20 protein-coding genes and 2 tRNA genes are annotated in these 23694 nt (G+C 69.1%); 11 read left to right on the top strand and 11 right to left on the bottom strand.

The window, feature by feature from the left end:
* Window positions 1-539 precede the first annotated feature (539 nt).
* The 3 genes from ACZK5D_RS13785 to ACZK5D_RS13775 form a co-directional block, all read right to left on the bottom strand.
* The gene (locus tag ACZK5D_RS13785) at window positions 540-1709 is read right to left on the bottom strand and encodes a cysteine desulfurase family protein (RefSeq protein ID WP_463665676.1); all 1170 of its coding nucleotides are present in this window, start codon (window positions 1707-1709) and stop codon (window positions 540-542) included.
* A gap of 106 nt (window positions 1710-1815) precedes the next feature.
* Window positions 1816-2166: a DsrE/DsrF/TusD sulfur relay family protein gene (locus ACZK5D_RS13780; RefSeq protein WP_458993506.1), complete on the bottom strand. Its 351-nt coding sequence runs from the start codon at window positions 2164-2166 to the stop codon at window positions 1816-1818.
* 27 nt (window positions 2167-2193) lie between these two features.
* A complete protein-coding gene (locus tag ACZK5D_RS13775; protein WP_458993507.1) occupies window positions 2194-2718 on the bottom strand; it encodes an OsmC family protein in 525 nt (174 codons plus the stop codon).
* Window positions 2719-2820: 102 nt separating this feature from the next.
* Here ACZK5D_RS13775 and ACZK5D_RS13770 point away from each other — a divergent pair, with 102 nt between their 5' ends.
* The 4 genes from ACZK5D_RS13770 (at window position 2821) to ACZK5D_RS13755 (ending at window position 7665) form a co-directional block, all read left to right on the top strand.
* Window positions 2821-3486 (top strand): metalloregulator ArsR/SmtB family transcription factor, encoded by a 666-nt coding sequence (locus tag ACZK5D_RS13770; RefSeq protein ID WP_458993508.1) that lies wholly within the window; start codon window positions 2821-2823, stop codon window positions 3484-3486.
* An 817-nt stretch (window positions 3487-4303) separates the two neighbouring features.
* Complete coding sequence (gene istA / locus ACZK5D_RS13765; protein WP_463665675.1) at window positions 4304-5848, top strand: IS21 family transposase; 1545 nt, start codon at window positions 4304-4306, stop codon at window positions 5846-5848.
* Window positions 5845-6639, top strand: a complete 795-nt coding sequence (gene istB / locus ACZK5D_RS13760) for an IS21-like element helper ATPase IstB (RefSeq protein WP_463665674.1) — start codon at window positions 5845-5847, stop codon at window positions 6637-6639. Before istA ends, istB begins: the two co-directional genes overlap by 4 nt.
* Window positions 6640-6726: 87 nt before the next feature.
* Window positions 6727-7665 carry a cytochrome c oxidase assembly protein gene (locus tag ACZK5D_RS13755; RefSeq protein ID WP_458993509.1) on the top strand — a complete coding sequence of 313 codons (939 nt, stop codon included), beginning with the start codon at window positions 6727-6729 and terminating at the stop codon, window positions 7663-7665.
* A gap of 9 nt (window positions 7666-7674) precedes the next feature.
* Here the strand turns inward: ACZK5D_RS13755 and ACZK5D_RS13750 are convergent, their stop codons facing one another.
* From ACZK5D_RS13750 to ACZK5D_RS13720, 7 genes are all read right to left on the bottom strand, one after another.
* Entirely contained in the window at window positions 7675-8865 is a 1191-nt protein-coding gene (locus tag ACZK5D_RS13750) for an MFS transporter (protein ID WP_458993510.1), read from the bottom strand.
* Window positions 8866-8873: 8 nt separating this feature from the next.
* On the bottom strand, window positions 8874-9221 hold the full coding sequence (locus ACZK5D_RS13745) for an ArsR/SmtB family transcription factor (RefSeq protein ID WP_458993511.1): 348 nt from the start codon (window positions 9219-9221) through the stop codon (window positions 8874-8876).
* A gap of 230 nt (window positions 9222-9451) precedes the next feature.
* A tRNA-Pro gene (locus ACZK5D_RS13740) sits at window positions 9452-9527 on the bottom strand.
* A gap of 55 nt (window positions 9528-9582) precedes the next feature.
* Window positions 9583-9653, bottom strand: a tRNA-Gly gene (locus ACZK5D_RS13735).
* Between the two features lie 53 nt (window positions 9654-9706).
* A complete protein-coding gene (locus ACZK5D_RS13730) occupies window positions 9707-10855 on the bottom strand; it encodes a type II toxin-antitoxin system HipA family toxin (protein ID WP_463665673.1) in 1149 nt (382 codons plus the stop codon).
* Window positions 10852-11046 carry a type II toxin-antitoxin system RelB family anti-toxin gene (relB, locus tag ACZK5D_RS13725; RefSeq protein WP_463665672.1) on the bottom strand — a complete coding sequence of 65 codons (195 nt, stop codon included), beginning with the start codon at window positions 11044-11046 and terminating at the stop codon, window positions 10852-10854. Before relB ends, ACZK5D_RS13730 begins: the two co-directional genes overlap by 4 nt.
* 293 nt (window positions 11047-11339) lie before the next feature.
* Window positions 11340-12221 carry a patatin-like phospholipase family protein gene (locus ACZK5D_RS13720; protein ID WP_463665671.1) on the bottom strand — a complete coding sequence of 294 codons (882 nt, stop codon included), beginning with the start codon at window positions 12219-12221 and terminating at the stop codon, window positions 11340-11342.
* Window positions 12222-12340: 119 nt separating this feature from the next.
* Between ACZK5D_RS13720 and tig the strand changes: the two genes are divergently transcribed.
* The 7 genes from tig (at window position 12341) to ACZK5D_RS13685 (ending at window position 22575) form a co-directional block, all read left to right on the top strand.
* Complete coding sequence (gene tig / locus ACZK5D_RS13715; protein WP_463665670.1) at window positions 12341-13738, top strand: trigger factor; 1398 nt, start codon at window positions 12341-12343, stop codon at window positions 13736-13738.
* A 157-nt stretch (window positions 13739-13895) separates the two neighbouring features.
* Complete coding sequence (locus tag ACZK5D_RS13710; protein WP_463665703.1) at window positions 13896-14492, top strand: ATP-dependent Clp protease proteolytic subunit; 597 nt, start codon at window positions 13896-13898, stop codon at window positions 14490-14492.
* 41 nt (window positions 14493-14533) lie between these two features.
* Window positions 14534-15133, top strand: coding sequence for an ATP-dependent Clp protease proteolytic subunit (locus ACZK5D_RS13705; protein ID WP_463665702.1), 600 nt, complete (start codon window positions 14534-14536; stop codon window positions 15131-15133).
* 117 nt (window positions 15134-15250) lie between these two features.
* Entirely contained in the window at window positions 15251-16534 is a 1284-nt protein-coding gene (clpX, locus tag ACZK5D_RS13700; RefSeq protein WP_458993516.1) for an ATP-dependent Clp protease ATP-binding subunit ClpX, read from the top strand.
* Window positions 16535-16572: 38 nt separating this feature from the next.
* Entirely contained in the window at window positions 16573-18081 is a 1509-nt protein-coding gene (locus ACZK5D_RS13695; RefSeq protein ID WP_463665669.1) for an ATP-dependent DNA ligase, read from the top strand.
* Between the two features lie 16 nt (window positions 18082-18097).
* Window positions 18098-21340 (top strand): S41 family peptidase, encoded by a 3243-nt coding sequence (locus ACZK5D_RS13690; protein WP_463665668.1) that lies wholly within the window; start codon window positions 18098-18100, stop codon window positions 21338-21340.
* On the top strand, window positions 21337-22575 hold the full coding sequence (locus ACZK5D_RS13685) for a D-arabinono-1,4-lactone oxidase (RefSeq protein WP_463665667.1): 1239 nt from the start codon (window positions 21337-21339) through the stop codon (window positions 22573-22575). The genes ACZK5D_RS13690 and ACZK5D_RS13685 overlap by 4 nt, the downstream gene beginning before the upstream one ends.
* Here the strand turns inward: ACZK5D_RS13685 and ACZK5D_RS13680 are convergent.
* Window positions 22572-23597: a LacI family DNA-binding transcriptional regulator gene (locus ACZK5D_RS13680; RefSeq protein ID WP_458993520.1), complete on the bottom strand. Its 1026-nt coding sequence runs from the start codon at window positions 23595-23597 to the stop codon at window positions 22572-22574. The genes ACZK5D_RS13685 and ACZK5D_RS13680 overlap by 4 nt on opposite strands.
* Window positions 23598-23694: the final 97 nt, after the last annotated feature.

The following is a 23694-nucleotide window of genomic DNA, read 5'->3' as shown; positions in this document are numbered from 1 at the left end:
CACTGCTGTCGCGTTCGGGTGAACACTTCGCTGTGCGGGTGAAGCTGCGGTCAACTGTTCGTCGTTCCGGTGGAAGCTGCGCGTCGCTGCGGCGACGTCGAAGCCGGGCTGTTCGCCGGCGCCCTTGGTCGACAGGTCGTCGGCCCGTTCACCGTCGCCCCGCACGGCAGTTCGCCTACGGCACCGGCGAACAGCGCGACCAGTCGCGCGCGCTGGTTGCGCTGCTGGAATCCACTCTGCGGCTGCACCGGCACAAACCCGATGCCCTCGTTGCACAAGACGAACACCTGCGCTGGCGCAGCGGCGGAATGATCCGCAGCCTTTCGCAATGGTCTGCGGCGCGGCGATCGTCGCGATTGAGGACGGCAGCGAACGCGTCAGCCGCGAACTGCTCGACATCGTGCGGGTCCACTACGCCGCCGAATGAGCCGACACCACCAGCACGCCGAAAGCCAAGGCTTGGGAGGGCTCGCCGGTAACGGAACGACGGCTCGCCGAGCTCAAGGTCGACCGCCGCGTGGCCCTCGTGCTTGGGGTGGTCAGGATGGGTGACGGCAGGCGGCCGAGATCTGAGTGGCGGCTCGGTCGATGTCGTGGGTGGTGGTCCATCGTCCGAGAGAGAGCCGGAGGGCGCTCATGGCTCGGGCCGGGTCGAGACCCATGGCGGTGAGGACGGGTGAGGGCGAGTCGTGTCCGGCGTGGCAGGCGGAGCCGGCGGAGGCGGCGACCTCGGTGACGTTGCCCAGCAGGCTAAGTGCGCGGACGTCGTCGATGCTGAGGTTGAGGGTGTTCGGCAGCCGCCTGCTGGGGTGACCGTTGAGGTGGATGCGGCCTGGGAGAAGCTGCTCGAGCGCGCGCTGGAGATGGTCGCGGAGACCGGTGAGGCGCTCGGCCTCCCCATCGTCGAGGGCCCGGCCTGCCAGGTGGGCGGCGTGCCCGAGTCCGGCGATGTAGGCGACGTTCTCTGTGCCGGCGCGGAGCCCGTCCTCCTGTCCGCCGCCGCCGATGAGCGGACGCAGCGCGACGCCGTCGCGGACCCACAGTGCGGCCACTCCCTTTGGGGCATACATCTTGTGCCCCACAACGGTGAGCAGGTCGACCCCGAGTTCCTCGACGTCGACGCGCACCTTGCCGATCGACTGGGCCGCGTCGCTGTGGACGAGGACGCCGCGGGCGTGGGCCACCCGGGCGATGTCGGCGATCGGCTGGATGGTGCCTGTCTCGTTGTTGGCGTGCATCACGGAGACCAGCACGGTGGCCTCGGTGATCGCATCAGCGACCGCCTCGGGGTCGACGAGCCCGTGATGGTCGACCGGGAGTACGGTGACGTCGACGTCGTGGAGGTCGGCCAGGTCGGCGCAGGCGGCGAGCACGGCGGGGTGTTCTGTGGCCTGGGTGATCACGTGGGGCCGTCGACCAGGGTGCCGGTTAGCCAGGGAGCTTCCAGTGATGGCGAGCGCGTCGGCTTCGGAACCGCTGCCGGTAAACAGGATGCGGCCGTCGTGTCCACCGATGAGGTCGCTGACCTGCGAGCGGGCGGTGTCGACGGATGCTCGGGCGGCGCGCCCATAGGCGTGGCCGCTGGACGGGTTGCCGAACTCGACCTGCAGGTAGGGCAGCATCACGTCCACCACCGCTGGGTCAACGGGGGTGGTGCCGTTGTAGTCGAGGTAGACGGGCCGTGCTGCCAGCCCGGGATGCGGGTTCATGCGGTTGTCCCCTAAAGAGGTTGGTGGGAGCGTGGGGTCAGAATAGGCGGTTTGGTGGTGGACGCCGGAGGCGGCGTGGCGTGGCGCGGCGTCCAGCACGGGCTGGTCAGAAGACGAGGACCTTGTCGGCGGCGAGGGTGTGGTCGGTGAGTTCTTCCATGGTGGAGCGGCGGGCGCCGGGGATGAGCATCTCGGCGGTGATGCCGCGGGCGTCCATGCAGGTGCCGCAGCACAGGATCTCCCCGCCGCCGCGGGTCACGGAGCCGAGCATGCGGTCGAGCTTGTAGTAGCCATCAGCGGTCTTCTGGCCGGCCATGGCGGCAGTGACGCCGTCGCCCATGAGGAAAACGGTCATGTCGACGCCGTCGCGTTTGGCCATGGACGCCGCGAGGCGGATGGCGTTGTAGGTGGAGTCCAGCCCGTAGGCGGAACCGTTGATGATCATCAGGGCCTTCATGGAGATGTTCCTCTCGAGGACAGTGGGTCAGGCGCGTTCGACGGTGGTGGTCAGCCTGACCGGGTTAACGATGGTGTAGACGAAGGGGCACTTCGCGCGGGCCGCGTCCTGCCACCGGGTCAGGGTGGCATCGTCGACATCGGCGGCGACCTGAACGGTGACGCTGATCTTCTCCATCAGCGGCGCATCGCCCAGGTCGTAGACCGCCGCGACGTTGACGTCCTGCTGGGCGACCACGCTGACCGCCTCCAGAGCGGTCCCTTCGATGGCGGCGATCGTCACCAGGGTGGAGGCGTAGCAGGCGCCGAGGCCGGCCAGCAGGTACTGCAGTGGGTCGGGGGCCAGTCCCTGCCCGCCGAAGCCCGGCGCGATGTCGATGTGAAGGTCGGTCGACGCGTTTCCGTGCTGCACTGACGCGGTGAACGCCGGCTCGCCTGCGGTGAAGCTCCACCGGCCCTCCACCCGCTTGTGCAGCCGGAACACCGAGGCATCGTCTTGGCCGCGTTCCATCACGCCGGCCAGGACGTCTAGGTCGAGGTTGTTCTGTCTCACACGCACTCCTTATTCAACGATCTACTTGATCAAGGAGGAGCGTAGCACCACACCGCCAAACGTGCACTACTATTCACATGAATCGTTGAGGAGGTGCCAAGGGTGGACGGACGTCAGTTCAAGGACGAGGTGTTCGGGCACTTCGCCCGGATGGGGGCGGCGTTCGGGAATGCCAAGCGGGTCGAGATCATCGACGTGCTGGCCCAGGGCGAACGCAACGTCGAGTCGTTGGCCGAGCAGATCTCCGCGAGCTTGGCGAACACCTCACGCCACCTGCAGATCCTGTCGGCCGCCGGGCTGGTGAACCGTCGGGTGGAGGGCACCTCGCGGGTTTACCGGTTGTCCGACCCCGGCGTCGAAACCGCTTACCGCACCCTGGTCGGGCTCGCCGAGAGCCGGGTCGCCGAGGTCACCGCGCTGACCGAGGCGTTCTTCGCCGACGCCGACGGCACCCATCCCGTCGCGTTCGACGAACTCGACACGCTCAGCCGCTCCGGCGACGTCATCCTGGTCGATGTGCGACCCGAGACGGAGTTCGCCTCCGGCCACGTCGACGGCGCGCTTAACATCCCGCTGGCCGAGCTGGCCAACCGGCTGTCCGAACTACCCGATGACGCCACCATCGTCGCGTACTGCCGCGGCCCCTACTGCGTCATGGCCGCCACCGCCGTCACCCGATTCCGCGAGGCGGGCCACCAAGCCCTCCGCCTCGAGGGCGGATACCCCCAGTGGCGCGACTCCGGACGACCCACCATCCACACCGGCTGAGAACCTCCGCGACATTTCCCGCAGTCCGGAGCAGCCACCATCGGCCCGCGGTCCGACAGCGCCAACTGATGTCAGTGTGGGGAGAAATCGCTCCAGGTCGAGACAGTGCTCCACGCCACTCAGGACTCCCCGAAGGTCGGCGTCCGCGCCAATGGCGGCCCTCGCATTGATGACCACGAACCCGCCCGCACTATGGCCTGCGAGAACGGGGTATGGGGCGTGCTCGGAACCGAACACTGTCTGGCGGTACTCAAACCCGGAGAAGCTGGCTTCCCCGAGACGGGCGGTGACCTCTCGTGCGGTGCAAAACTGGGCGTCGTCAATAAGCACCCGTCGGACTTGAGGGCCTGGCCGCCCTGCCCCAGAGGACTGTCGGCGTCGAGGGGTCGTCACCACTGGTGATCACCGTGGCCAGCGGGACGGCGACTGACCCGGAAGTATCGAGGCACTTCGTGGTTGGTGCGGTCTGACCACCGACGGCAATCTCGGTCGTTCTGAGCGGGGTGGCGGGGTGCGTTCGCGCGCGGTCTGAACGGTCGTGATGGGGGACTGACCGGATAGAGTTTGATATCGGCGGCGTCGCGGCGTCGTCTGATCATTTTGACGTCCCTCGTGGATCCAGGACTTCGCGTCGTGCAGTTCTACCCGTTGGGTCGGCACAGCTAGATTCCGCGATGGCCCGTCTGAGTGTGACAGTCTGAAGTGGCCCCACTTGGGGGCGTAGTGCTGGTTTGATGTGGCCCCACCCTCGACCTACCAGCTCCCCGTAGTTTCGTGTTCGTCTGCCAAGGCGAGTCACGAGATGCAAGGGGTGAAAGTGAGATCGAGAGTGGAACAGTTCGAAAGTATCCGACGTGATGCGCGCGACCAAGGGTTGTCGATCAGAGCGCTCGCGGACAAGCACAGGGTTCACCGTCGCACGGTCCGGGCGGCGTTGGGTGATGCGGTGCCCCCGGCCCGGAAGCCTCCGGAGCGGGCGGCGCCGGTGCTGGGGCCGTATCAGGGTCTGATCCGAGGTTGGTTGATCGAGGATCTGGAGGCTCCACGCAAGCAGCGTCACACTGCCCGCCGGGTTTGGCAGCGGCTGATGGAGGAGGAAGCGGTGGTGGTGGCCGAGTCCAGTGTCCGCAACCTGGTGGCCGCGCTGAGGGTCGAGATCAACGGTACTCGGGGCCAGGTGATGGTCCCGCAGACCCATCCGCCGGCGGAGGAGGCCGAGGTCGATTTCGGTGAGTTCCAGGCCGTGATCGCGGGAGTGGTGATGAAGCTGTTCATGTTCTGTCTGCGCTTGTCGCACTCGGGTAAGGCGATCCACGTGGCGTATGCGAACCAGTCCCAGGAGTCGTTCCTCGATGGCCACGTCCGCGCGTTCGCGTTGCTGGGCGGGGTTCCGGTGGGGATGATCCGCTACGACAACCTGACCCCAGCGGTGGTCCGGGTCACGCTGGGCCGTCAACGGTTGGAGAACCCGCGGTTCGTGGCGTTGCGCTCGCATTACGGCTACGACTCGTTCTTCTGTATCCCCGGCATCGAGGGCGCCCATGAGAAGGGCGGCGTCGAGGGTGAGATCGGCCGGTTCCGGCGGCGTCATCTGACCCCGGTCCCGCACGCGGGATCGTTGGCGGCGCTCAACGGCGCCATGGCGGCCGCTGATGCCCGTGATGACGCCCGCCGGATCGGGGCCCGGGCCGAGACCGTCGGGGCCGCCGCGGCCCGTGAACTACCGCTCCTGCGAGCGTTGCCCGAGACGGTCTTCGACGTCGCAGCCACACTGTCGTGCCGGGTCGATACCAAGGCCAGGGTCTGTGTCCGCCAGTCCTACTACTCGGTCCCGGCCCGCTACGCCGGCCGCCGGCTCGAGGTCCGTCTCGGCGCTGACACGATCCGGATCCTGGAGGCCGGCCGGGTCGTCGCGACCCACACCCGATCCCTCCACAAGGGCAGCCAGGACCTCGTCCTGGACCACTACCTGGAGGTCCTGACCCGTAAACCCGGCGCGATGTCCGGGGCCACCGCGCTGGCCGCGGCCCGCGCCAACGGCAGTTTCACACCCGCCCATCAACGGTTCTGGGACGCCGCCCGAGCCCGCCTCGGCGACGGCCCCGGGACCCGCGCACTGGTCGGAGTGCTGCTGCTCCACCGCACCCTGCCCGCCACGGCCGTGATCGCCGGTATGGACGCCGCCGGGGCCATCACCGCCTACGACCCAGAAGTGGTCGCGGTCGAAGCACGCCGCTCGCTGATCACCCTGATCCCGGCACCAGTACCGCTACCGGCCAGCGCCGCACCCCAGGCCGCCATCACCCGCCCCCTGCCCTCACTGGCCGGCTACGACCAGCTCCTGAAAGAGGCCACCGCATGACCACCCCCGCCACGACCCTGTCGGCCATGTCCGACCCCGCCGCCACCGCAGCCATCGACACCGCCTGCCGCACCCTGCTACTGCCCACCATCCGAGCCGAAGCCCCCGCCATGGCCGACGCAGCAGCCAAACAGCGCCTCACCCACAAAGCCTTCCTCGCCGAGGTCCTCCTCGCCGAATGCGACGAACGCGACGCCCGCCGCCAGATCCGCCGGGTCAAGGAAGCCAAGTTCCCCCGCACCAAACGACTCACCGACTTCGACACCCGACACCTGCCCGACCTCCCCCCAGCCACCCTGGCCCACCTGGCCACCGGGACATGGATCGACAAAGGAGAACCCCTGGTCCTGCTCGGCGACTCCGGCACCGGGAAAACACACCTCCTGATAGCCCTGGGCACTGCGGCAGCCGAACAAGGACGCCGAGTCCGCTACATCACCTGCGCAGCCCTGGTCAACGAACTCATCGAAGCCGCCGACGACAAACAACTCTCCCGCGTCGTGAACCGCTACGCACATCTCGACCTCCTCTGCCTCGACGAACTCGGCTACGTCCACCTCGACCCCCGCGGCGCGGAACTGCTGTTCCAAATCATCACCGCCCGCGAAGAACGAGCCTCGATCGCCTGCGCCTCCAACGCCCCCTTCTCCGAATGGGGCGCCACGTTCACCGACCCCCGCCTCGCCGCCGCAGTCGTCGACCGCCTCACCTTCAACGCCCACATCATCCAAACCGGCAGCACCTCCTACCGGCTCACCTCAACCACCCGAAGACGCAACACCGCCGCCTGAAACCCCCCGAGAGTGGGGCCAAAACAAACCAGCACAACGGGGCCAAATGGGGTTGTCATTCTCACCCGTCGGCACTGAAGGGATGAAATGCCTGTTGATCATGGCTCTCACGGTGGCAGCGGGATGGGTTTGGATCCCGGGTTCCTGTGGATGATCCTAGGTTTCGTTCTTACCGTCGGCTATCTCGCTGCCACGGTCGTCCAGCGTCGCTCGGGCCACAGGTGGGCGTGGGGGAAGCAAGCCTCCTGGTACATCGGCGTGGCGTCATTGCTGGCGAGCACGCTGGGTTCGTGGGCCGATAAGGCGGCAGATCTGCTGAGTTGGCACATGGCCCAACACATGATGTTGTCGATGGTCACCCCGATCCTGCTGATCCTGGGCCAACCGGTGACCTTGGTGTTGCGGGCTCTGGGCTCGCTGGGCACTCCAGCACGACCTGCACGGGCGGCGCTGCTGCGCCTGGTCCATAGCCGGTTCGTGGCGACCGTGACCCATCCGCTGATCACCCTGGTGCTGTTCGTGGCCAGCCTTTACGGCCTCTACTTCAGCCCCCTTCTTGATTGGCTGATGCGGACCCATCTCGGCCACCAGTTGATGCTGGTCCACTTCCTGCTGGTGGGATTGTTGTACTTCACGCCGATTCTGGCCGTCGAGCCGCTGCGCCGAAGACTCAGCCCTCCCGCACGGCTCTTCGTGATGCTGCCGGTTGTTCCGTTTCACGCGTTCTTCGGGGTGATCGTCATGTCGTCCGGCGGCGGGTTGAGTCAGCACTTCGCCGCACGGACCCTCGCGCTGGGCCTGGATCCGAGCGCCGATCAGTCGCTGGCCGGCGGCCTGGCGTGGGCATCAGGTGAGCTGCCTCTGCTGGCGCTCATCGTCGTTGTGGCCATTCAGTGGGTGCGTCATGACCGCCTGCTGGCACAGCGAACCGATCGCCATGCCGACCGGACCGACGACGAGGAACTCGTTGCCTACAACGCCCACCTAGCCAGGCTCGCCGCCGTGCATAACCCACGCTCGTCGTGAGGCATGGACTCAGTGTCGCCCTTCTCGAAGCATCCCTCGGTGCACCAGAAGGATCGCCGCCAACAGCCCGGCTGCGATGAGGCCCCCGGCTAGGAACGTGTACCCGGCGAAGAGTGCCGCCAGCGCTCCAGCCAGCGGGTAGGTGAACCCCCACCACAGGTGGCTCCATGCGAAGTGAGCGCCGTACACCCGCCCCTGGGCCGCAGCGGGGGTGCGCTCCGCGATCAGCGTCTCGGTGGGTAGGTTCACCCAGTTCTGACCCACCCCGGCCAGGGCCCACAAGGCCACGAGTCCCGCATAGGGAGCCACGTCACCGGGCAGCACCGCGAGGGTGCTCAGGGCCGCGCCGATCGCGATCCAGCGCACCAGCGACACGCGCACGAGGTGGGCCACCGCCAGAGAGCCAACCGTCGCCCCCAACCCATAGGCCGCCATCACCCAGCCGAAGTGCGCCTCCGTCAACCCCAATCCGTCCTGCACCCGCGCCACCGTGACCGTGAGCACGAGGGCACCCGAGAGAGCCGCCACCAACTCGGCCAGGAGCGCAAACCTCACCGGCGCGTCACGCCACAGGCGAGAGGTACCGTCACGCACGTCAGCCCACGTGGTCGCCGACATGTCATGGGCACTGACCCGCAGCACTCCCAGCGAGAGCACGAGCACCGCCGCAACAGCGAACAAAGCGGCGATCACAATAAACAGTGACCGGCCACCCAGACCCAGCGCCACGAGACCACCGAACCCGGGACCCACGATGCCGAACACCTCGGTCGTCGCCGCAGACAGCGCGAAAGCAGCCCGAGCGTGACCCGGGCCCGCCACCAACGACACCGTCGCCTGATTGGCCGGCGTGAAGAAGGCGGTGAACACGTTCGCCAGCACAACAAGAACGTAGACCTGCCACGGTGCCGTCACCCAGAACATCAACGCCACCGCCACCACGCGCCCCGTATGGCACCCGGCCAACAGGAGACGCCGATCGACGCGGTCAGCCACCACCCCCGCCACCGGCCCCAACGCCACATAGACGACGACCCGCAATGTCAACGCGGTGGCCACCACGACCGGCGCCCGCGCCGCCCCCTCCAGCCGCACCGCCAACAGCGCCAGGGCCACCCACAGAATCGCATCCCCCAACTGGCTCACAGCCTGCGCCGCGTAGAAACGCGCAAAGCGCGGGTTGCGAAGGACCGTCACCATGCTTGAGCTCAAGACTCGTCCCCGTGGTCGTGCGGAATGTCGCCCACAAGGTGTTCAGCATGACCCAACGCCTGCGCCAACATGTCGGCCACATGGACGTTGGTGAGACGGTAATGCACGCGCGGCCCCTCCCTGCGCGCCATCACGAGACCGGCCTGCCGCAGAGGAGCCAACTGGCGACTCACAGTGCTCTGGGGCCGACTGCACAACTCGACCAGCTCACCCACCGTCCGCTCGCCCTGGTGTAGAGCCATCAGTAGCAGCAGCCTCGTCGGGTCCGACATCGCGCGAAACAGTCCGGCCGTCACATCCAGTCGATCAACGGGCGGCGGGAAGTCAATGACATGCCTCTTCACAACCCCACCATATCCGTGGATGCGGATAAGCGGATATTGTCGGCCCTCTCCCACGTGGACGCGATGCGTCCACCAGCCCTCGATGCCAGCGACGCCGGATGATCGGCAGTGGAGTTGCGCCGCGTGATGCGGGCGCAGCTGCTTGCCGACACCGGCCCGATCAGTTATCGCACGTGTATTGCACGAACCAGAGATGACGGGAACGAAGGCCCCTTTGGCTAGGGGTTTTGTGGTCGGGGCGACAGGACTCGAACCTGCGGTCTCCTGCTCCCAAAGCAGGCGCGCTAGCCACTACGCTACGCCCCGGTGAAGGCTGGAGCCCTTGCAGAACGGACGTCTGACAAGGGCTCCAGCAACTTCGAGCGGATGACGGGAATCGAACCCGCGTAGTTAGTTTGGAAGACTAGGGCTCTACCATTGAGCTACATCCGCAGAACCGTCGATGAGTGTACCAGCCGTCGGCGAGGTCGCGCGATTCGACGAGGTCAGGCCTCGGCATCGCGGCGACGCCTGGCCAACTGGCGCCGGACGTCGCGGGTGATCGAGTCGTTGAAGGGCAGGGCGCCGGAGGCAAGGTCGTCGTCCAGCGACGCCGTCGCGCGGAGCACCAGATCGATGCCGCGTTCGACGACGCCGGTCGGAAGACCGATGTCGCGCCCGAATCCCACAAGGTGCCGCCGGATGAGGCCGTCGGTGCGCCCGCCGACGGTGAGGGCCAGCGTGTGATCGCGGTAGGGCAGGGTGCTCAACACGTCGTACATGGGGGAGACCCGCCATTCCCCGCCAGGCTCCTGCAGGACGGAGATGTTCTTCGCGTGCAGATCGCCGTTGCCGACCAGCCACGCGAAGGCCACCTGGATGAAGACGTTGCGCAGCGCGACGGGCCGGGCGGCGCAGACGTCCGCCACCGCCGTCGCCACCTCCTCCGCGGAGACGAGGTACTTGTCGCTGGGATAGCGCCCGAGGAGTTGGCACGCGTCCTCCACGGCTCGGCGCCCGCGCTCCCGGTCGAAGCGTCGCACGACGAGCCCCGGGGCTCCGTGGACGTCTCGCACGATCGCAGCCTCGACGACGGCGACCCGGAGGGAGCGCGCCAGGCGGAGGAAGTACTCCTCGTTCTCGACGGCGAACGGGTAGTCAGGGGGCGTGAGCTTCACCATCGCGGGGGCACCCGAGGGCGACCGGCCTGGAAGGGTGATCATCCCGGCCGACAGTTTGTCCTGGGCTCCCGGGATGGCGACCGGGTCGATTCCGTAGTCCTGCATCAGCGCGGCGAAGTCCAGTGGAGCATCTGCTCTGACCAGGGGCGCCGCCGGCCCGGGAGTCTGACCTGCGGGCACCACCTGCACGTCGCCGATGGTGTCCGAGCCTGTGGCCAGCAGGAGACTGAGGTCGTCGTCGCCCGAGGTCTTGACGGCGCGCTGGAGCGCCGCGAGGCGCCGGCCCTCCGGCAGGAGGTTGGTGAAGAACGGTGGAAGCGTGCGGCCGGGGCGGACGAATCGCGTGCCGAACGGGAGTGTGTGCGCGACGGGCGCACCACCGTAACCGCCCCGGTACTCGAAGGTGGTGTCCGTGCCGTCGGCGGTCAGGGTGGCCGCAAGGAGGCCGTCCTTGTACACCTCGGCGCTCGTCACCGCTTCACCGTCACAGAGAGCTCCAGCCCGAGGGCGTCGAGTAGGGCGCACAGCTTGTCCAACTGGACTGAGCCCTTGCCCGCCTCGACTGCGCGAACGAAGCGCTCGGACACCCCCGAGAGTTCGGCGGCGTCAAGTTGTGTGAGACGCATGGCCTTGCGTCGTGTTTCAACCGTGTGTGCGAGATCCACAGCATCTCCAATCGGCGTGAGCGTGCCGGTTGATCCATTGTGGCCCGGCGAGGGGGCTCCGTCAAGATCAAATCGGCACGTTCGCACCGTTATGGGTCCCCCGGCCCTCGTGCGGGAGCCTGGCGGCGCAGAACGGCGCGAATGTGCCGGTTTGAGCTACTCGACGCGCGCACGAAACGCCGTCGCACCACCTGCACGCGACTCGTGGGAGGTGTGGGCTCAACGTCCGACGGCGTGTCGTGCACACGAGGGCCGGGTCGGGGGGGGGGAGAGCGGTCGTCTGGCGGGGCCGCTCAGAGGCCGACGAAGGCGCGGATGGCGCCGAGTTCGCGCTCCGTCTGGGAGCGCCCCGCCTGGAACACCGAGCGCAGCACGGGAACGCGTCGCTCGGAGTTGCGGATCGGCATCGAGTCGGGGAAGACGAGGTACGCGCGGCCCTCGCGCTCCAGCCGGAGCAGCTCCGCGACGGAGCGGTTGTAGTTGGCGGGTCGCTCGATCAGCGCCCTCGCCACTGCCGGGTAGCGCCGGAAGAGCATCCTCATCGCGGCCGTGGAGCGGACCGGAGGCTTGCGGTACCCGCGCTCGCGCGTCATGACCACCAGGAACCGGTCGTACCCGTCGGCCACCGCCTGGTCGACGGCGAACCCTCCGGTGGGACCGAGGGCGCCGTCGCAGTAGTCCACCCCGTCGATCGTGGTGATCGGCATCAGGAGCGGCATCGTCGACGAAGCCCGCACCCGCTTGGCCAGCGAGGCGACGTCCATCAGATCCTCGCGGCCCCAGTAGACCATCTGGCCGTCGGCGCACCGGACCGCTCCGATGCGCACCTGGGCCGGGTTGACGCGGAAGGTGTCGAGGTCCAGCGGAAGCACCTGGTGGGGGAGCGAGGTGTGCTCGTAGATCCACTCAGCGTTGAACACGCCCTTGCCCGCCACCCACGTGCGCCAGTCGCCGAACTGCGGGTGGGCCGCCACATCGACGAACGACCGCTCGGCCCGACCGGGGTCACGCGAGACGTAGTTGACGGTGCAGCTGGAACCGGCGGAGATGCCGCCCACCCAGTCCAGATGGATGTCGGCCTCGAGCAGCGCGGCCGCCACGCCGGAAGAGAACGCCGCGCGCATGCCGCCGCCCTCGAAGATCAGCGCGGTATCGGACACGTTGGTGGTGATCACGTCCACACACTCTAGAAGGGCCGGCGAGCACGGCGGATGCGCGGCCACCGGGCCGATTGGTCGGCCGGGCATTGACGGATAGACTCAACCCCGATCAATCCAAGTTCAGGAGTCCATTCGTGCCTAGCACCGCCCAGAAGCTGAGCCCGACGCGGGTCAAGCTCACCGTCGAGATCCCGTTCGCCGACCTCAAGCCCTACCTCGATCAGGCTTACAAGGGGATCGCCGAGCAGGTCAACATCCCCGGCTTCCGCAAGGGCAAGGTGCCCTCCACGGTCATCGACCAGCGCTTCGGGCGTGGCGTCGTGCTGCAGGAGGCCATCAATGAGGCCATCCCGCCGGCGTACAACGCCGCCGTCGAGGAGCACAAGGTGGTCCCCATGGCTCAGCCGGAGGTCGAGGTGACCAAGCTGGAGGACAAGGAGCTCGTCGAGTTCACCGCAGAGGTCGACGTCCGCCCCGAGGTCACACTCCCGGACTTCACCACGGTTGAGGCCACCGTGGACAACGCGGCCAGCATCGACGACCTTGTCGACGAGCGCATCGGCCTGCTGCGCGAGCGCTTCGCCACCACCAGCGAGGTGGACCGCGCGGCCGCCGAGGGCGACGTGCTCACCATCGACCTGGTCGCCTCCCAGGGCGGCGAGCCGCTCCCCGAGGCGACGGCCGAGGGCCTCACCTACAAGGTGGGGCAGGAGTCCAACATGCTTGACGGGCTCGACGAGGCCGTGACGGGCCTGAAGGCCGGCGAGACGAAGACCTTCACCTCCACCCTGGTGGGCGGGCAGTTCCGCGGCCAGGATGCGGAGATCGAGGTCACCGTCGTCAAGGTCTCCGAGCAGCAGCTCCCCGAGGTCGACGACGAGTTCGCCCAGCTGATCTCCGAGTTCGACACAGTCGAGGAGATGAAGGCGGACCTGCGCAAGGGTGCCGAGCAGCAGGTGAAGGCCGACCAGCTGGCCGACGCCCGCGACAAGGTGCTTGAGGCGGTCCTCGCCGCCACGGACTTCGAGCTGCCGGAGGCCATCCTGGCCCGGGAGCTCGAGGCCCGCCGGGGCGAGGTCCAGCGCCAGCTCGCCGGTGGCGGGATGACGGTCGAGGACTACCTCGCCAACGCCGAGGACGAGGAGGCCAAGGACGCCGACGAGTTCTGGGCCATGATCGACAAGCGCTCCGAGCAGGCACTCAAGGCCCAGGTTGTGCTCGACGTCTACGCCGACACCAACACCATCGACGTGTCCCAGCAGGACCTGACCGAGCTCATCTTCCGCAAGGCGCAGCAGAACGGCTCCAGCCCGCAGGACGAGATCAACCACATGATGGAGCACAACCACATGCCGGAGTGGATGCAGGAGATCCGCCGCGGCAAGGCGCTGGCGGCCATCTGCGCGGCCGCGAAGGTCACCGACGCCGAGGGCAACGTCGTCGACACCTCGCTGGCCGTGGACGCCATCGAGGCGGCCGAAGAGGTCATCGCCGAGGAGGAGGCCGAAGAGGCCGAGGTCGACGCCAAGTAGCCGTCACCAACCCCTTCACCGAGATCGCCGTGGGCCTACGCCCGCGGCGATCTCGCCGTCTCGGGTGACGCCTCGGGCGAACACTGCCCCGCGCGCTTGGGTCCGGCGGGAATGCCGGTAGGTTAGTGGGGTGACTGAGACTCGAAACGACATCCGGATGGCCGGGCCCTCGGGCGCCGGCCTCGGCATGACCGACAACGTGTATTCGTCCCTCCTGGCCAACCGGATCATCTTCCTCGGGTCGGAGGTGCGCGACGAGAACGCCAACGCCATCTGTGCGCAGATGCTGTTGTTGAACGCGGAGGACCCGCACAAGGACATCTACCTCTACATCAACTCCCCGGGTGGGTCCGTTGATTCGGGCATGGCCATCTTCGACACCATGCAGTGGATCAGCAATGACGTGGCCACCGTCGCCATGGGCCTGGCCGCGTCCATGGGCCAGTTCCTGCTCTCCGCAGGCACGCCCGGCAAGCGGTTCGCGCTGCCCCACAGCCGGATCATGATGCACCAGCCGTCGGGCGGCCTCGGCGGCACGGCGTCGGACATCCGCATCCAGGCCGAGCAGTCGTTGCACATCAAGCGCACCATGGCTTCGCTGATCGCCAAGCACACGGGCCAGACGGTGGACCAGATCGAGGCCGACTCGGACCGGGACCGCTGGTTCACCGCCGAACAGGCCCTCGAGTACGGGTTCATCGACCACGTCTACGAGCGCGCATCCCAGATCAAGTCGGAGGCTCCGAACCAGTGATGACCAACCTGCCCCAGGGCGCCGCACCCACCGGAATGGACATGAGCTACTACATCCCGCAGTGGGAGGAGCGCACCAGCTACGGCATGCGCCGGGTGGACCCGTACACCAAGCTGTTCGAGGACCGCATCATCTTCCTCGGCACCCCCATCAACGACGACGTGGCCAACGCCGTCATGGCGCAGCTGCTGTGCCTGCAGTCGATGGACCCCGAGCGTCAGATCTCGATCTACATCAACTCTCCCGGGGGATCCTTCACCGCTCTGACGGCCATCTACGACACGATGCGCTACATCAAGCCGGACATCCAGACCGTGTGCCTCGGCCAGGCGGCCTCAGCGGCTGCCGTCCTGCTCGCCGCGGGCACCAAGGGCAAGCGTCTGGCTCTGCCCAACTCGCGCATCCTCATTCATCAGCCGGCCACCGAGGGCGGCTACGGGCAGTCCTCGGACCTGGAGATCCAGGCCCGCGAGATCCTGCGCATCCGCGCACTCATGGAGAACATGCTCGCCGCCGACACGGGCCAGGAGCTCGCCAAGGTGAGCAAGGACATCGAGCGCGACAAGTATCTCACCGCCCCGGAGGCGGTCGAGTACGGCATCGTCGACGACATCCTGCCGTCCCTCAAGGGGCTCGGCTGAGGCACCCGATGACCTCCGGCCCCGGGAGGGCGTTTCGCCGCCCCGGGGCCGGTGGTCGCAGGTAGGGTGGGGAGAGACCAGGCAGCAACGCTTTCTAGAGCGAGGGAGGTGGACGACATGGCACGCATCGGCGAGTCGAGCGACCTGTTCAAGTGCAACTTCTGCGGCAAGAGCCAGAAGCAGGTGAAGAAGCTCATCGCAGGTCCCGGCGTCTACATCTGCGACGAGTGCATCGGCCTGTGCAACGAGATCATCGAGGAGGAGTTCCCCGAGCCCTCGGATGCCGGCACGCTGGCCACCGAGCTGCCCAAGCCTCGCGAGATCCGTGACTTCCTCGACACCTACGTGATCGGCCAGGACGGCGCAAAGAAGGCGCTGTCGGTGGCGGTCTACAACCATTACAAGCGCATCCGGTCGCAGCACGAGTCGCACGGCCGCCGCGCGGAGCACGACGACGTCGAGGTGGGCAAGTCCAACATCCTGCTCATCGGCCCCACCGGCTGCGGCAAGACCTACCTGGCACAGACGTTGGCGAAGATGCTCAACGTGCCGTTCGCCATGGCGGACGCCACCGCGCTCACCGAGGCCGGCTACGTCGGCGAGGACGTGGAGAACATCCTCCTCAAGCTGATCCAGGCGGCGGATTTCGACATCGCCAAGGCCGAGACCGGCATCATCTACATCGACGAGATCGACAAGGTGGCCCGCAAGTCGGAGAACCCGTCGATCACGCGGGACGTGTCGGGTGAGGGCGTGCAGCAGGCGCTGCTGAAGATCCTCGAAGGCACCGTCGCCTCCGTTCCGCCCCAGGGGGGACGCAAGCACCCCCACCAGGACTTCCTCCAGATCGACACCACGAAGGTGCTGTTCATCGTCGGCGGCGCCTTCTCCGGCCTCGAGGAGATCATCAACCAACGCATCGGGAAGCGGCCGCTCGGGTTCAACAACTCGGCCGACGCCCGCAGGCCCGACGGTGACCCGTTCGCCTCCGTCCGCCCGGAGGACCTCCACAAGTTCGGCCTCATCCCGGAGTTCATCGGTCGGCTGCCCATGATCACCTCAGTCTCCCCGCTGGACCGCGAGGCGCTCGTGCGGATCCTCGTGGAGCCCCGGAACGCGCTGGTGCGCCAGTTCCAGAAGCTCTTCGAGCTCGACGGCGTGCAGCTCGAGTTCACCGACGAGGCCGTGGGGTCCATCGCGGACCTGGCTCTCGCCCGCGGCACCGGGGCGCGCGGCCTGCGCGCAATCCTCGAGGAGCTCCTCCTCGACGTGATGTTCGACGTACCCTCCGAGGACGACGTGGCGCAGGTGCTGGTCACCCGGGACGCCGTCGACGGCGTGGCCCCGCCCACCATGGTGCCCCGCGCCAAGCTCGCCCGGCGCCGCGACCTCTCCGCCTGACCTTCCGCGGGCGCCCGTCCACGGGCATGATCGGGACCATGCTCCTGCATGATCTCGTCGCCACGTCGTCGGCCGTCTCGGCGACGAGGTCACGCCTCGAGAAGAGACGCCTCCTGGCCGGGGCGCTGCGCGCGGCCGGCCCCGACGAGGTGGACGTGGTGGCCACATTCCTCTCCGGCGGCATCCGGCAGCGCCGCACCGGGGTGGGGTGGCGCACCCTCTCGGACCTTCCCGGGCCGGCTCCCGTACCCACGCTGACCCCGGCCGTCGTCGACGACACGCTCGATCGCATCGCCGGGCTGTCGGGCCCGGGCTCGCAGGAGCAGCGGGCCGGGGAGGTGGGGGCGCTCTTCGGCGCCGCCACGGCGGCCGAACAGGAGTGGCTGCGTGGGGTGATCTCGGGGGAGCTGCGCCAGGGAGCCTTGGACGCGCTGCTGCTGGAGGCGATCGCCGAGGCGGCCGAGATCCCGGTGGGCGTGGTGCGGCGGGCCGCGATGTTCTCTGCCCCCACCGGCCCCGTCGCGGCCGCGGCCCTGCTCGGCGGCCGCGAGGCGCTGGCGGCCTTCCGGCTCGAGGTGGGCAGGCCGGTCAGGCCCATGCTGGCTTCGTCGGCCCCGGACGTGGACGCGGCGCTGGCCGGCTTCGGCGGCGAGGTGGCCGTGGACTGCAAGATCGACGGCATCCGCATCCAGGTGCACCGCTCGGGCGGTGAGGTGACCGTCTTCACCAGATCCCTGGACGACATCACCGCCCGGCTGCCAGAGGTGGTCGAGGACGCTCTTGCGCTCGACGTCACAGCCGTGATCCTCGACGGCGAGGCCGTCGTGCTGGGTGCCGACGGCCGGCCGAGGCCGTTCCAGGAGACGGGGTCGCGCGCGATGAGCCGCGACGCCGGCCTCAGCGACAAGGTGCCCCTGACGGCGCTGTTCTTCGACGTGCTCCACCTGGACGGCACCGACCTCATCGACGCGCCGGCCAGTGAGCGGTTCCAGGCTCTCGGGCGCGTGGTGCCCGACGCGGCCCGGGCGCCGCGCATCGTCACGGACGACCCCGTAGTGGCGAGCGGATTCAGCGCCCGGATGATCGGGCTCGGCCACGAGGGCGTCGTCGTGAAGGATCTCGACGCGCCCTACGACGCGGGGCGTCGCGGCTCCGGCTGGGTGAAGGTCAAGCCCAGACACACCTTGGACCTCGTGGTCCTCGCGGTGGAGTGGGGGAGCGGGCGGAGGCAGGGCCTGCTCTCGAACATCCACCTCGGCGCACGCGACGGGGCCGGGTTCACGATGCTGGGGAAGACCTTCAAGGGAATGACGGACGCCGTGCTCGCCTGGCAGACCGCCCGCTTCCTCGAGCTGGAGACGCGCAGGGAGGGTCACGTCGTCCACGTGCGTCCCGAGCAGGTGGTCGAGATCGCCTTCGACGGGGTGCAGCGCTCCCGCCGTTACCCGGGTGGAGTGGCCCTCAGATTCGCCCGGGTCCTGCGCTACCGCGACGACAAGACGGCGGCCGAGGCCGACACCCTGGAGGCGGTCCGGGCTCTCGCGTAGGCGGTATCGTGGGGCGGTGACTGATGGCTACCTGCGCTTTCCCCACCTCAACCGCGACACCGTCGTCTTCGTCGCTGATGACGACCTCTGGCTGGGCTCGCTGGAGGGGGGCCGCGCGTCGCGCATCACGCTGGGCGAGGAGACTCCGCGCAACCCGCGGCTGTCGCCGGACGGCGCGCGGGTGGCGTTCACCGCCACCACCAACGGCGGATGGGATGCCTACGTGGTGGACCTCGACGGCGGCACGAGGCGGCTCACCTGGCTGAGCGGCAGGCCCATGCTCGTCTCCGGCTGGCTCGACGCGGACCACATCCTGCTCTGCTCCCAGCACCAGGGCTTCCACCGCGTGGACTCCTCGATGTACTCGCTCTCCCTGGAAGGGGAGCTGACGCGCCTGCCCTGGGGCCTGGCCACCTCCGCCGCCGTGCACCGGAAGGGGCGCGTGGCTGTGGCGTCGGCGAACTTCCGCGACCCGTCGGGATGGAAGCGCTACCGAGGCGGCATGGCGGCCCGGCTCCACCTCTCGCCCGACGGTGGGGGAGACTGGAAGCGCCTCCTCCCGGACGTGACCGCCGGCATGTTCTGGCCCGCCTGGGTGGGGGAACGGCTGATGTTCACCTCGGACCTCGGCGACGGCCCGGACGTGCAGGCCCAGGTGTGGTCCGTCAACTCCGCAGGCAAGGATCTCCGCCAGCACACGCACCACACCCCCGAACAGGGCTACGTCCGCGACGCCACCACGGACGGCCAGGCGGTGGTCTACCACTCGCGCGGCCGCCTCCACTACATGGCCTCCCTCAAGGCCGAGCCCCAGGTCCTGGACATCACCGTCCCCGTGGGACGCCCCCAGCCCATCCCGGTGGCCCCCACCGACCGCCTCGAAACCATCGCGCCGGACCACGGCGGCGACTCGTCTCTGATCGAGTGGCGTGGGGCGGCCTACCTGCTGACGCATCGCGGCGGGCCCGCGCGGGCCGTGGCCGACACCCCCGGTGCGAGGATCCGGGAGCCCCACTTCCTGGCGCAGACCGGGCGGGGCGTGTGGGTGACCGACGAGACCGGCGAGGACGCGCTGGAGGTGCGCCAGCTCGACGGCTACGGGCCCGCCCGGAGGCTCGCGGCCGGCCGGCTCGGCCGCGTCATGACGCTCGAACCCAACGCGGAGGGGACCAAGGTGGCCGTCGGCAGCCACGACGGCACCGTCTCCGTTGTCGACGTGGCCCGAGGGTCCGCCAAGCGGGTGGGCCGCTCGCCGGTCGGCGAGCCCACCGGGCTCACGTGGTCGCCGGACGGCCGCTACCTCGTCTGGCGCAACGCCGTGGCGCACGAGGGCATGCTCGGCCAGCTCGTCGGATACGACCTCACTGAGGAGTCGTCCTTCACGCTGACCCGCGGGCAGTTCAACGACTTCTCCCCGGTGTTCACGCCGGACGGGAAGTACCTGTGCTTCCTCTCCAGCCGCACCATCGACCCCACCTACGACGAGCTCGGATTCGACCTGTCGTTCACCAACTCCACCAGGCCGTGGCTCGTGCCGTTGCGCGCCACCGAGCCCGCCCCGTTCGGACCGTCGGCCGACGGCTGGCCCATCAGCGAGCCCGACGACAAGGACGAGGACAAGAAGGACGAGCAGAAGAAGGACGCCGACCCCAAGGAGCAGGCGGAGGACGCCCCGCCGTCGGTGGTCTTCGACCTCGACGGCGTGGAGGACCGGATGGTGCCGCTGCCGGTCGCCTCGGCCCGCTACGCGTCGCTCCAGGCCGCCAAGGACGGCCTGGTCTGGCTGGCGCTCCGCTCCACCGGGGAGCTGGGGGCGGTGCGGGCCGGGGTCGAGGGAGAGGTCAAGGACCACATCGAGCACTTCTCCTTCAAGACCCGCAAGCTCACCGTGGTGGTCGAGGGCTGCGACGGCGCGGCCGTCAGCGGCGACGGCGAACGACTGGTGGTGCGCAACGGGGACGAGATCTGGGTCCAGCAGGCGAACCACGAGCCCGACGGCGACGACGCCAAGATCCCGGTGGACCTCGGCCGCCTGCGCCGCGAGCTGGACCCGCGGGCCGAGTGGCGGCAGATGTTCGAGGAGAACTCGCGCCTCATGCGCGACCACTTCTGGCGCGAGGACTTCGATGGCACGGACTGGGCGGCCGCCGTCGCCCGCTACCGCCCGCTGCTGGACCGCATCACCACCCACGACGAGCTGGTCGACGTGCTGTGGGAGACCGTCGGGGAGCTCAACACCTCGCACGCCTACGTGGACGGGCCGTCGCACCACCACGACGGCGGGCACGTGGCGTTCCTCGGCGCCGAGTACTCGCGCAACGCCAAGGGCGAGGTGGTGATCGCCCGCATCCTGCCGGGTGAGACCTCGGACCCGTCCGCGCGGTCACCGCTGAGGGCCGCCGGTGTCGCGGCCCAGCCGGGCGACGTGATCGCGGCGGTGGACGGCCGATCCACCGCCGACGTGGCGAGCATCGGCGCGCTCCTCCAGGGTGCGGCCGACAAGGTAGTGGAGCTCACACTCGTGCAGGGCCGCCAGCGCAGGCGGGTCGCCGTGGTGCCCACCTCCAGCGAGGCTCCGATGCGCTACCACGAGTGGGTGGCGGGCCGGGTGGCCTACACCCGGGCCCGCTCGGGGGGCCGCGTCGGCTACGTGCACGTGCCGGACATGGTGGCCAGGGGATGGGCCGAGTTCCACCGCCTCATCGACGCCGCCATGCGCTGCGAGGCCGTCGTGGTCGACGTCCGGTTCAACGCCGGCGGGCACACCTCCGAGCTGGTCATCGAGCGCCTGTCGAGGCGGGCCGTGGGCTGGAACGGCGCCCGGCACCACGACGACGTCACCACCTACCCCAGCCAGGCGGCGCGAGGCCCGGTGGTGTTCCTCACCAACGCCTACGCCGGATCGGACGGCGACATCGTCACGGCCGCGGCCCAGGAGCTGGGGCTGGGCCCGGTCGTCGGGGAGCGTTCCTGGGGCGGCGTGGTCGGCATCGACGGGCGGTTCACGCTGGTGGACGGCACGGAGGTCACCCAGCCGCGGTACTGGATCGCGTTCGACCGGTACGGGTTCGGCCTGGAGAACCACGGCGTGGACCCCGACATCGTGGTGGAGACGGGGCCCGCCGAGTGGGAGTCCGATGGCGACGTCCAGCTGGACCGGGCGATCGACGAGGCGCTCGGGCGCCTGGAAGAGCGCCCCGCCGCGCGGGCACCGCAGCTGGACGCGGCCCGCTTCGCACGTAAGGCGGACCGGGCATGACCACGAACTGGGCGGGAAACATCACCTACTCGGCCACGCGCCTGGCAGAGCCCACCTCCATCGAGGAGCTGCAAGAGCTGGTGCGCTCCGAAGAGCGCGTGCGGGTGGTGGGGTCGCGGCACTGCTTCAACGACATCGCCGACACCTCGGGGGTGCAGGTCTCCCTGGCCCGGTTGCGGACGGAGGGCCCTGCGAGGGTGTCCGACGGGACCTTCCGGGTCCCGGCGTGGCTCCGCTACGGGGACCTGGTCCCCGCGCTGCGCGCAGAGAGCGTGGCGCTGGCCAACCTGGCCTCGCTGCCACACATCTCGGTGGCGGGCGCGGTCCAGACTGGCACGCACGGCTCCGGGGACCGGATCGGCTCGCTGGCCACGCAGATCTCCGCGCTGGACCTGGTGGACGGTCGCGGCGAGCTGGTCCGCCTCGCGCGGGGTGACGCGGACTTCGACGGCGCCGTCGTCGGGCTCGGTGCGCTGGGGGTTCTGACGCACGTCGAGCTGGACGTCGCCCCGGCCCGGCCGGTGGCGCAGCGCGTGTTCGAAGGCGTGCGCCTCGACGCGGTGCTAGACGACCTGTCTGCGGTGACGGGCGCCGGGGACAGCGTCAGCATGTTCACCACCTGGCAGGACCCCGCCGTCGTCTCGCAGGTGTGGGTGAAGTCGGCGGGGGAGCCCGAGGTGGGCGGGATCGTCGCAGCCGGGGGCCGGCCCTCCGACGGGCCGCGGCATCCCATCGCGGGCATCGACCCGACTCCCTGCACGCCGCAGCTGGGTGAGTACGGCCCCTGGTACGACCGCCTGCCCCACTTCCGGCTGGAGTTCACCCCGTCGGTGGGTGCCGAGCTGCAGTCGGAGTATCTGGTGCCGCGGACTGATGCTGTCGCGGCGGTGGAGGCGGTGGCGCGGATGGCGGAGCGCATCTCGCCGCTGCTGTTCGTCTGCGAGATCCGCACCATGGCCGCGGACACCCTGTGGCTCTCCCCGGCCTACGGCTCCGACACGGTGGGGCTGCACTTCACCTGGAAGCCAGACGAGGCGGCGGTGCGCGCACTCCTGCCCGAACTGGAGGCCGCGCTGCCGGCCACGGCGCGCCCCCACTGGGGCAAGGTGTTCACCCTGCCCGGCGACGAGGTGGCCGCCCGGTACCCGCGCTGGGCGGACTTCGCCGCGCTGCTCGGCCGGATGGACCCGGCCCGGCGGTTCATCAACGCCTACCTGGCCAGGCTGGGCCTCTAGCCGATGGGCGGGGGCGCGCTGGAGCGGCGCACCACCAGCGAGGGCGTGAACATCCGGTGCACCGGGGCTGTGCGGCCGTCGATGCGCTCGAGCAGCATCTGCACGGCCGCCGCGCCCATCTCCGGGGCGCACTGATTGACGCTGGTCAGCGAGACCAGCGCATGGGCGGCGATGTTGGTGTCGTCGTAGCCCACCACCGAGCACTGGGACGGCGTCAGGCCGCGCTCCGCAACCGCGCTGAGCACGCCCATCGCCAGCTCGTCGTGCCCGGCGACGATCGCGGTGGGCGGGTGCGGCTCGTCCAGCAGCGCGAGCGCGGCGCGATACGTCGCCTCTTCGGTGGGGGACACGTGCACGACGCGAGTGAAGTCGTCGAGCCCGGCGGCGTGCATGGTCGCCCGGTAACCCTCGGTGCGCAGCGCGTGGGGCGCCTGGGGCAGGTTCCGCTCGGCCTCCGGTGTCAGGGTGACGTGCGCGATCCGGCGGTGCCCCAGCCCGATGAGGTGGTCCACGGCCAGCCGGCTGCCTTGAAGGTCATCGCCCACGACGGTGTCGTAGTGCTGGGCCTGATCGTGTCGGCCCAGCATCACCAGCGGAACCGAGCGGCCGAGCGCCTCCAACCAGTCGGGCGCGACGGCGGGTGAGACGGCCAGGATGCCGTCCACCTGCCGGTCGGCGAGGGCCTGGATCGCCTTGGGCCCGTTGTCGTGATCCGGACCGGCGGGGGCGATGATCAGCTGGTAGTCGGTGGAACTGAGCTGGGCCATCGCGCCCTGGACCACCGAGTCGAACAGGTTGTTGGCCAGGGTGGGCAGCTCGACGCCCAGGGTGAAGCTGGATCCACGCATCGCGCGGGCCGCGACGCTGGGTCGGTAGCCGAGCACCTCGATGGCGGCCTCGACCCGGCTGCGCATGTCGTCGCTGACCCCGTACGCGTTGCGGATCACCTTCGACACGGCGGCGCGGGACACTCCGGCCTGCACGGCCACGTCGGCGATCGTGGCGTTGGCACGAACCGCCATGGCTTCTCCTTGCTCGGGGTGTGGCTGTCAGCGTAGTGGTCGGCCGGACCGGACGGCGAAGGGGCGGGCCGCACGCGCGACCCGCCCCTCCATCACC

Source organism: Tessaracoccus yangjingae, assembly GCF_055326235.1.
The sequence above is the reverse complement of the archived record's forward strand: the minus strand, read 5'-3'. Positions and strand labels throughout refer to the sequence as shown.

Coding starts and splice junctions, on each gene's coding strand:
- ACZK5D_RS13785 (WP_463665676.1), bottom strand. CDS start 1,709: ATGAACCCGCATCCCGGGCTGGCAGCACGGCCCGTCTACCTCGACTAC.
- ACZK5D_RS13755 (WP_458993509.1), top strand. CDS start 6,727: ATGCCTGTTGATCATGGCTCTCACGGTGGCAGCGGGATGGGTTTGGAT.
- ACZK5D_RS13685 (WP_463665667.1), top strand. CDS start 21,337: ATGACCACGAACTGGGCGGGAAACATCACCTACTCGGCCACGCGCCTG.
- ACZK5D_RS13680 (WP_458993520.1), bottom strand. CDS start 23,597: ATGGCGGTTCGTGCCAACGCCACGATCGCCGACGTGGCCGTGCAGGCC.
- ACZK5D_RS13705 (WP_463665702.1), top strand. CDS start 14,534: ATGAGCTACTACATCCCGCAGTGGGAGGAGCGCACCAGCTACGGCATG.
- ACZK5D_RS13695 (WP_463665669.1), top strand. CDS start 16,573: ATGCTCCTGCATGATCTCGTCGCCACGTCGTCGGCCGTCTCGGCGACG.
- ACZK5D_RS13710 (WP_463665703.1), top strand. CDS start 13,896: ATGGCCGGGCCCTCGGGCGCCGGCCTCGGCATGACCGACAACGTGTAT.
- ACZK5D_RS13750 (WP_458993510.1), bottom strand. CDS start 8,865: ATGGTGACGGTCCTTCGCAACCCGCGCTTTGCGCGTTTCTACGCGGCG.
- istB (WP_463665674.1), top strand. CDS start 5,845: ATGACCACCCCCGCCACGACCCTGTCGGCCATGTCCGACCCCGCCGCC.
- ACZK5D_RS13780 (WP_458993506.1), bottom strand. CDS start 2,166: ATGAAGGCCCTGATGATCATCAACGGTTCCGCCTACGGGCTGGACTCC.
- clpX (WP_458993516.1), top strand. CDS start 15,251: ATGGCACGCATCGGCGAGTCGAGCGACCTGTTCAAGTGCAACTTCTGC.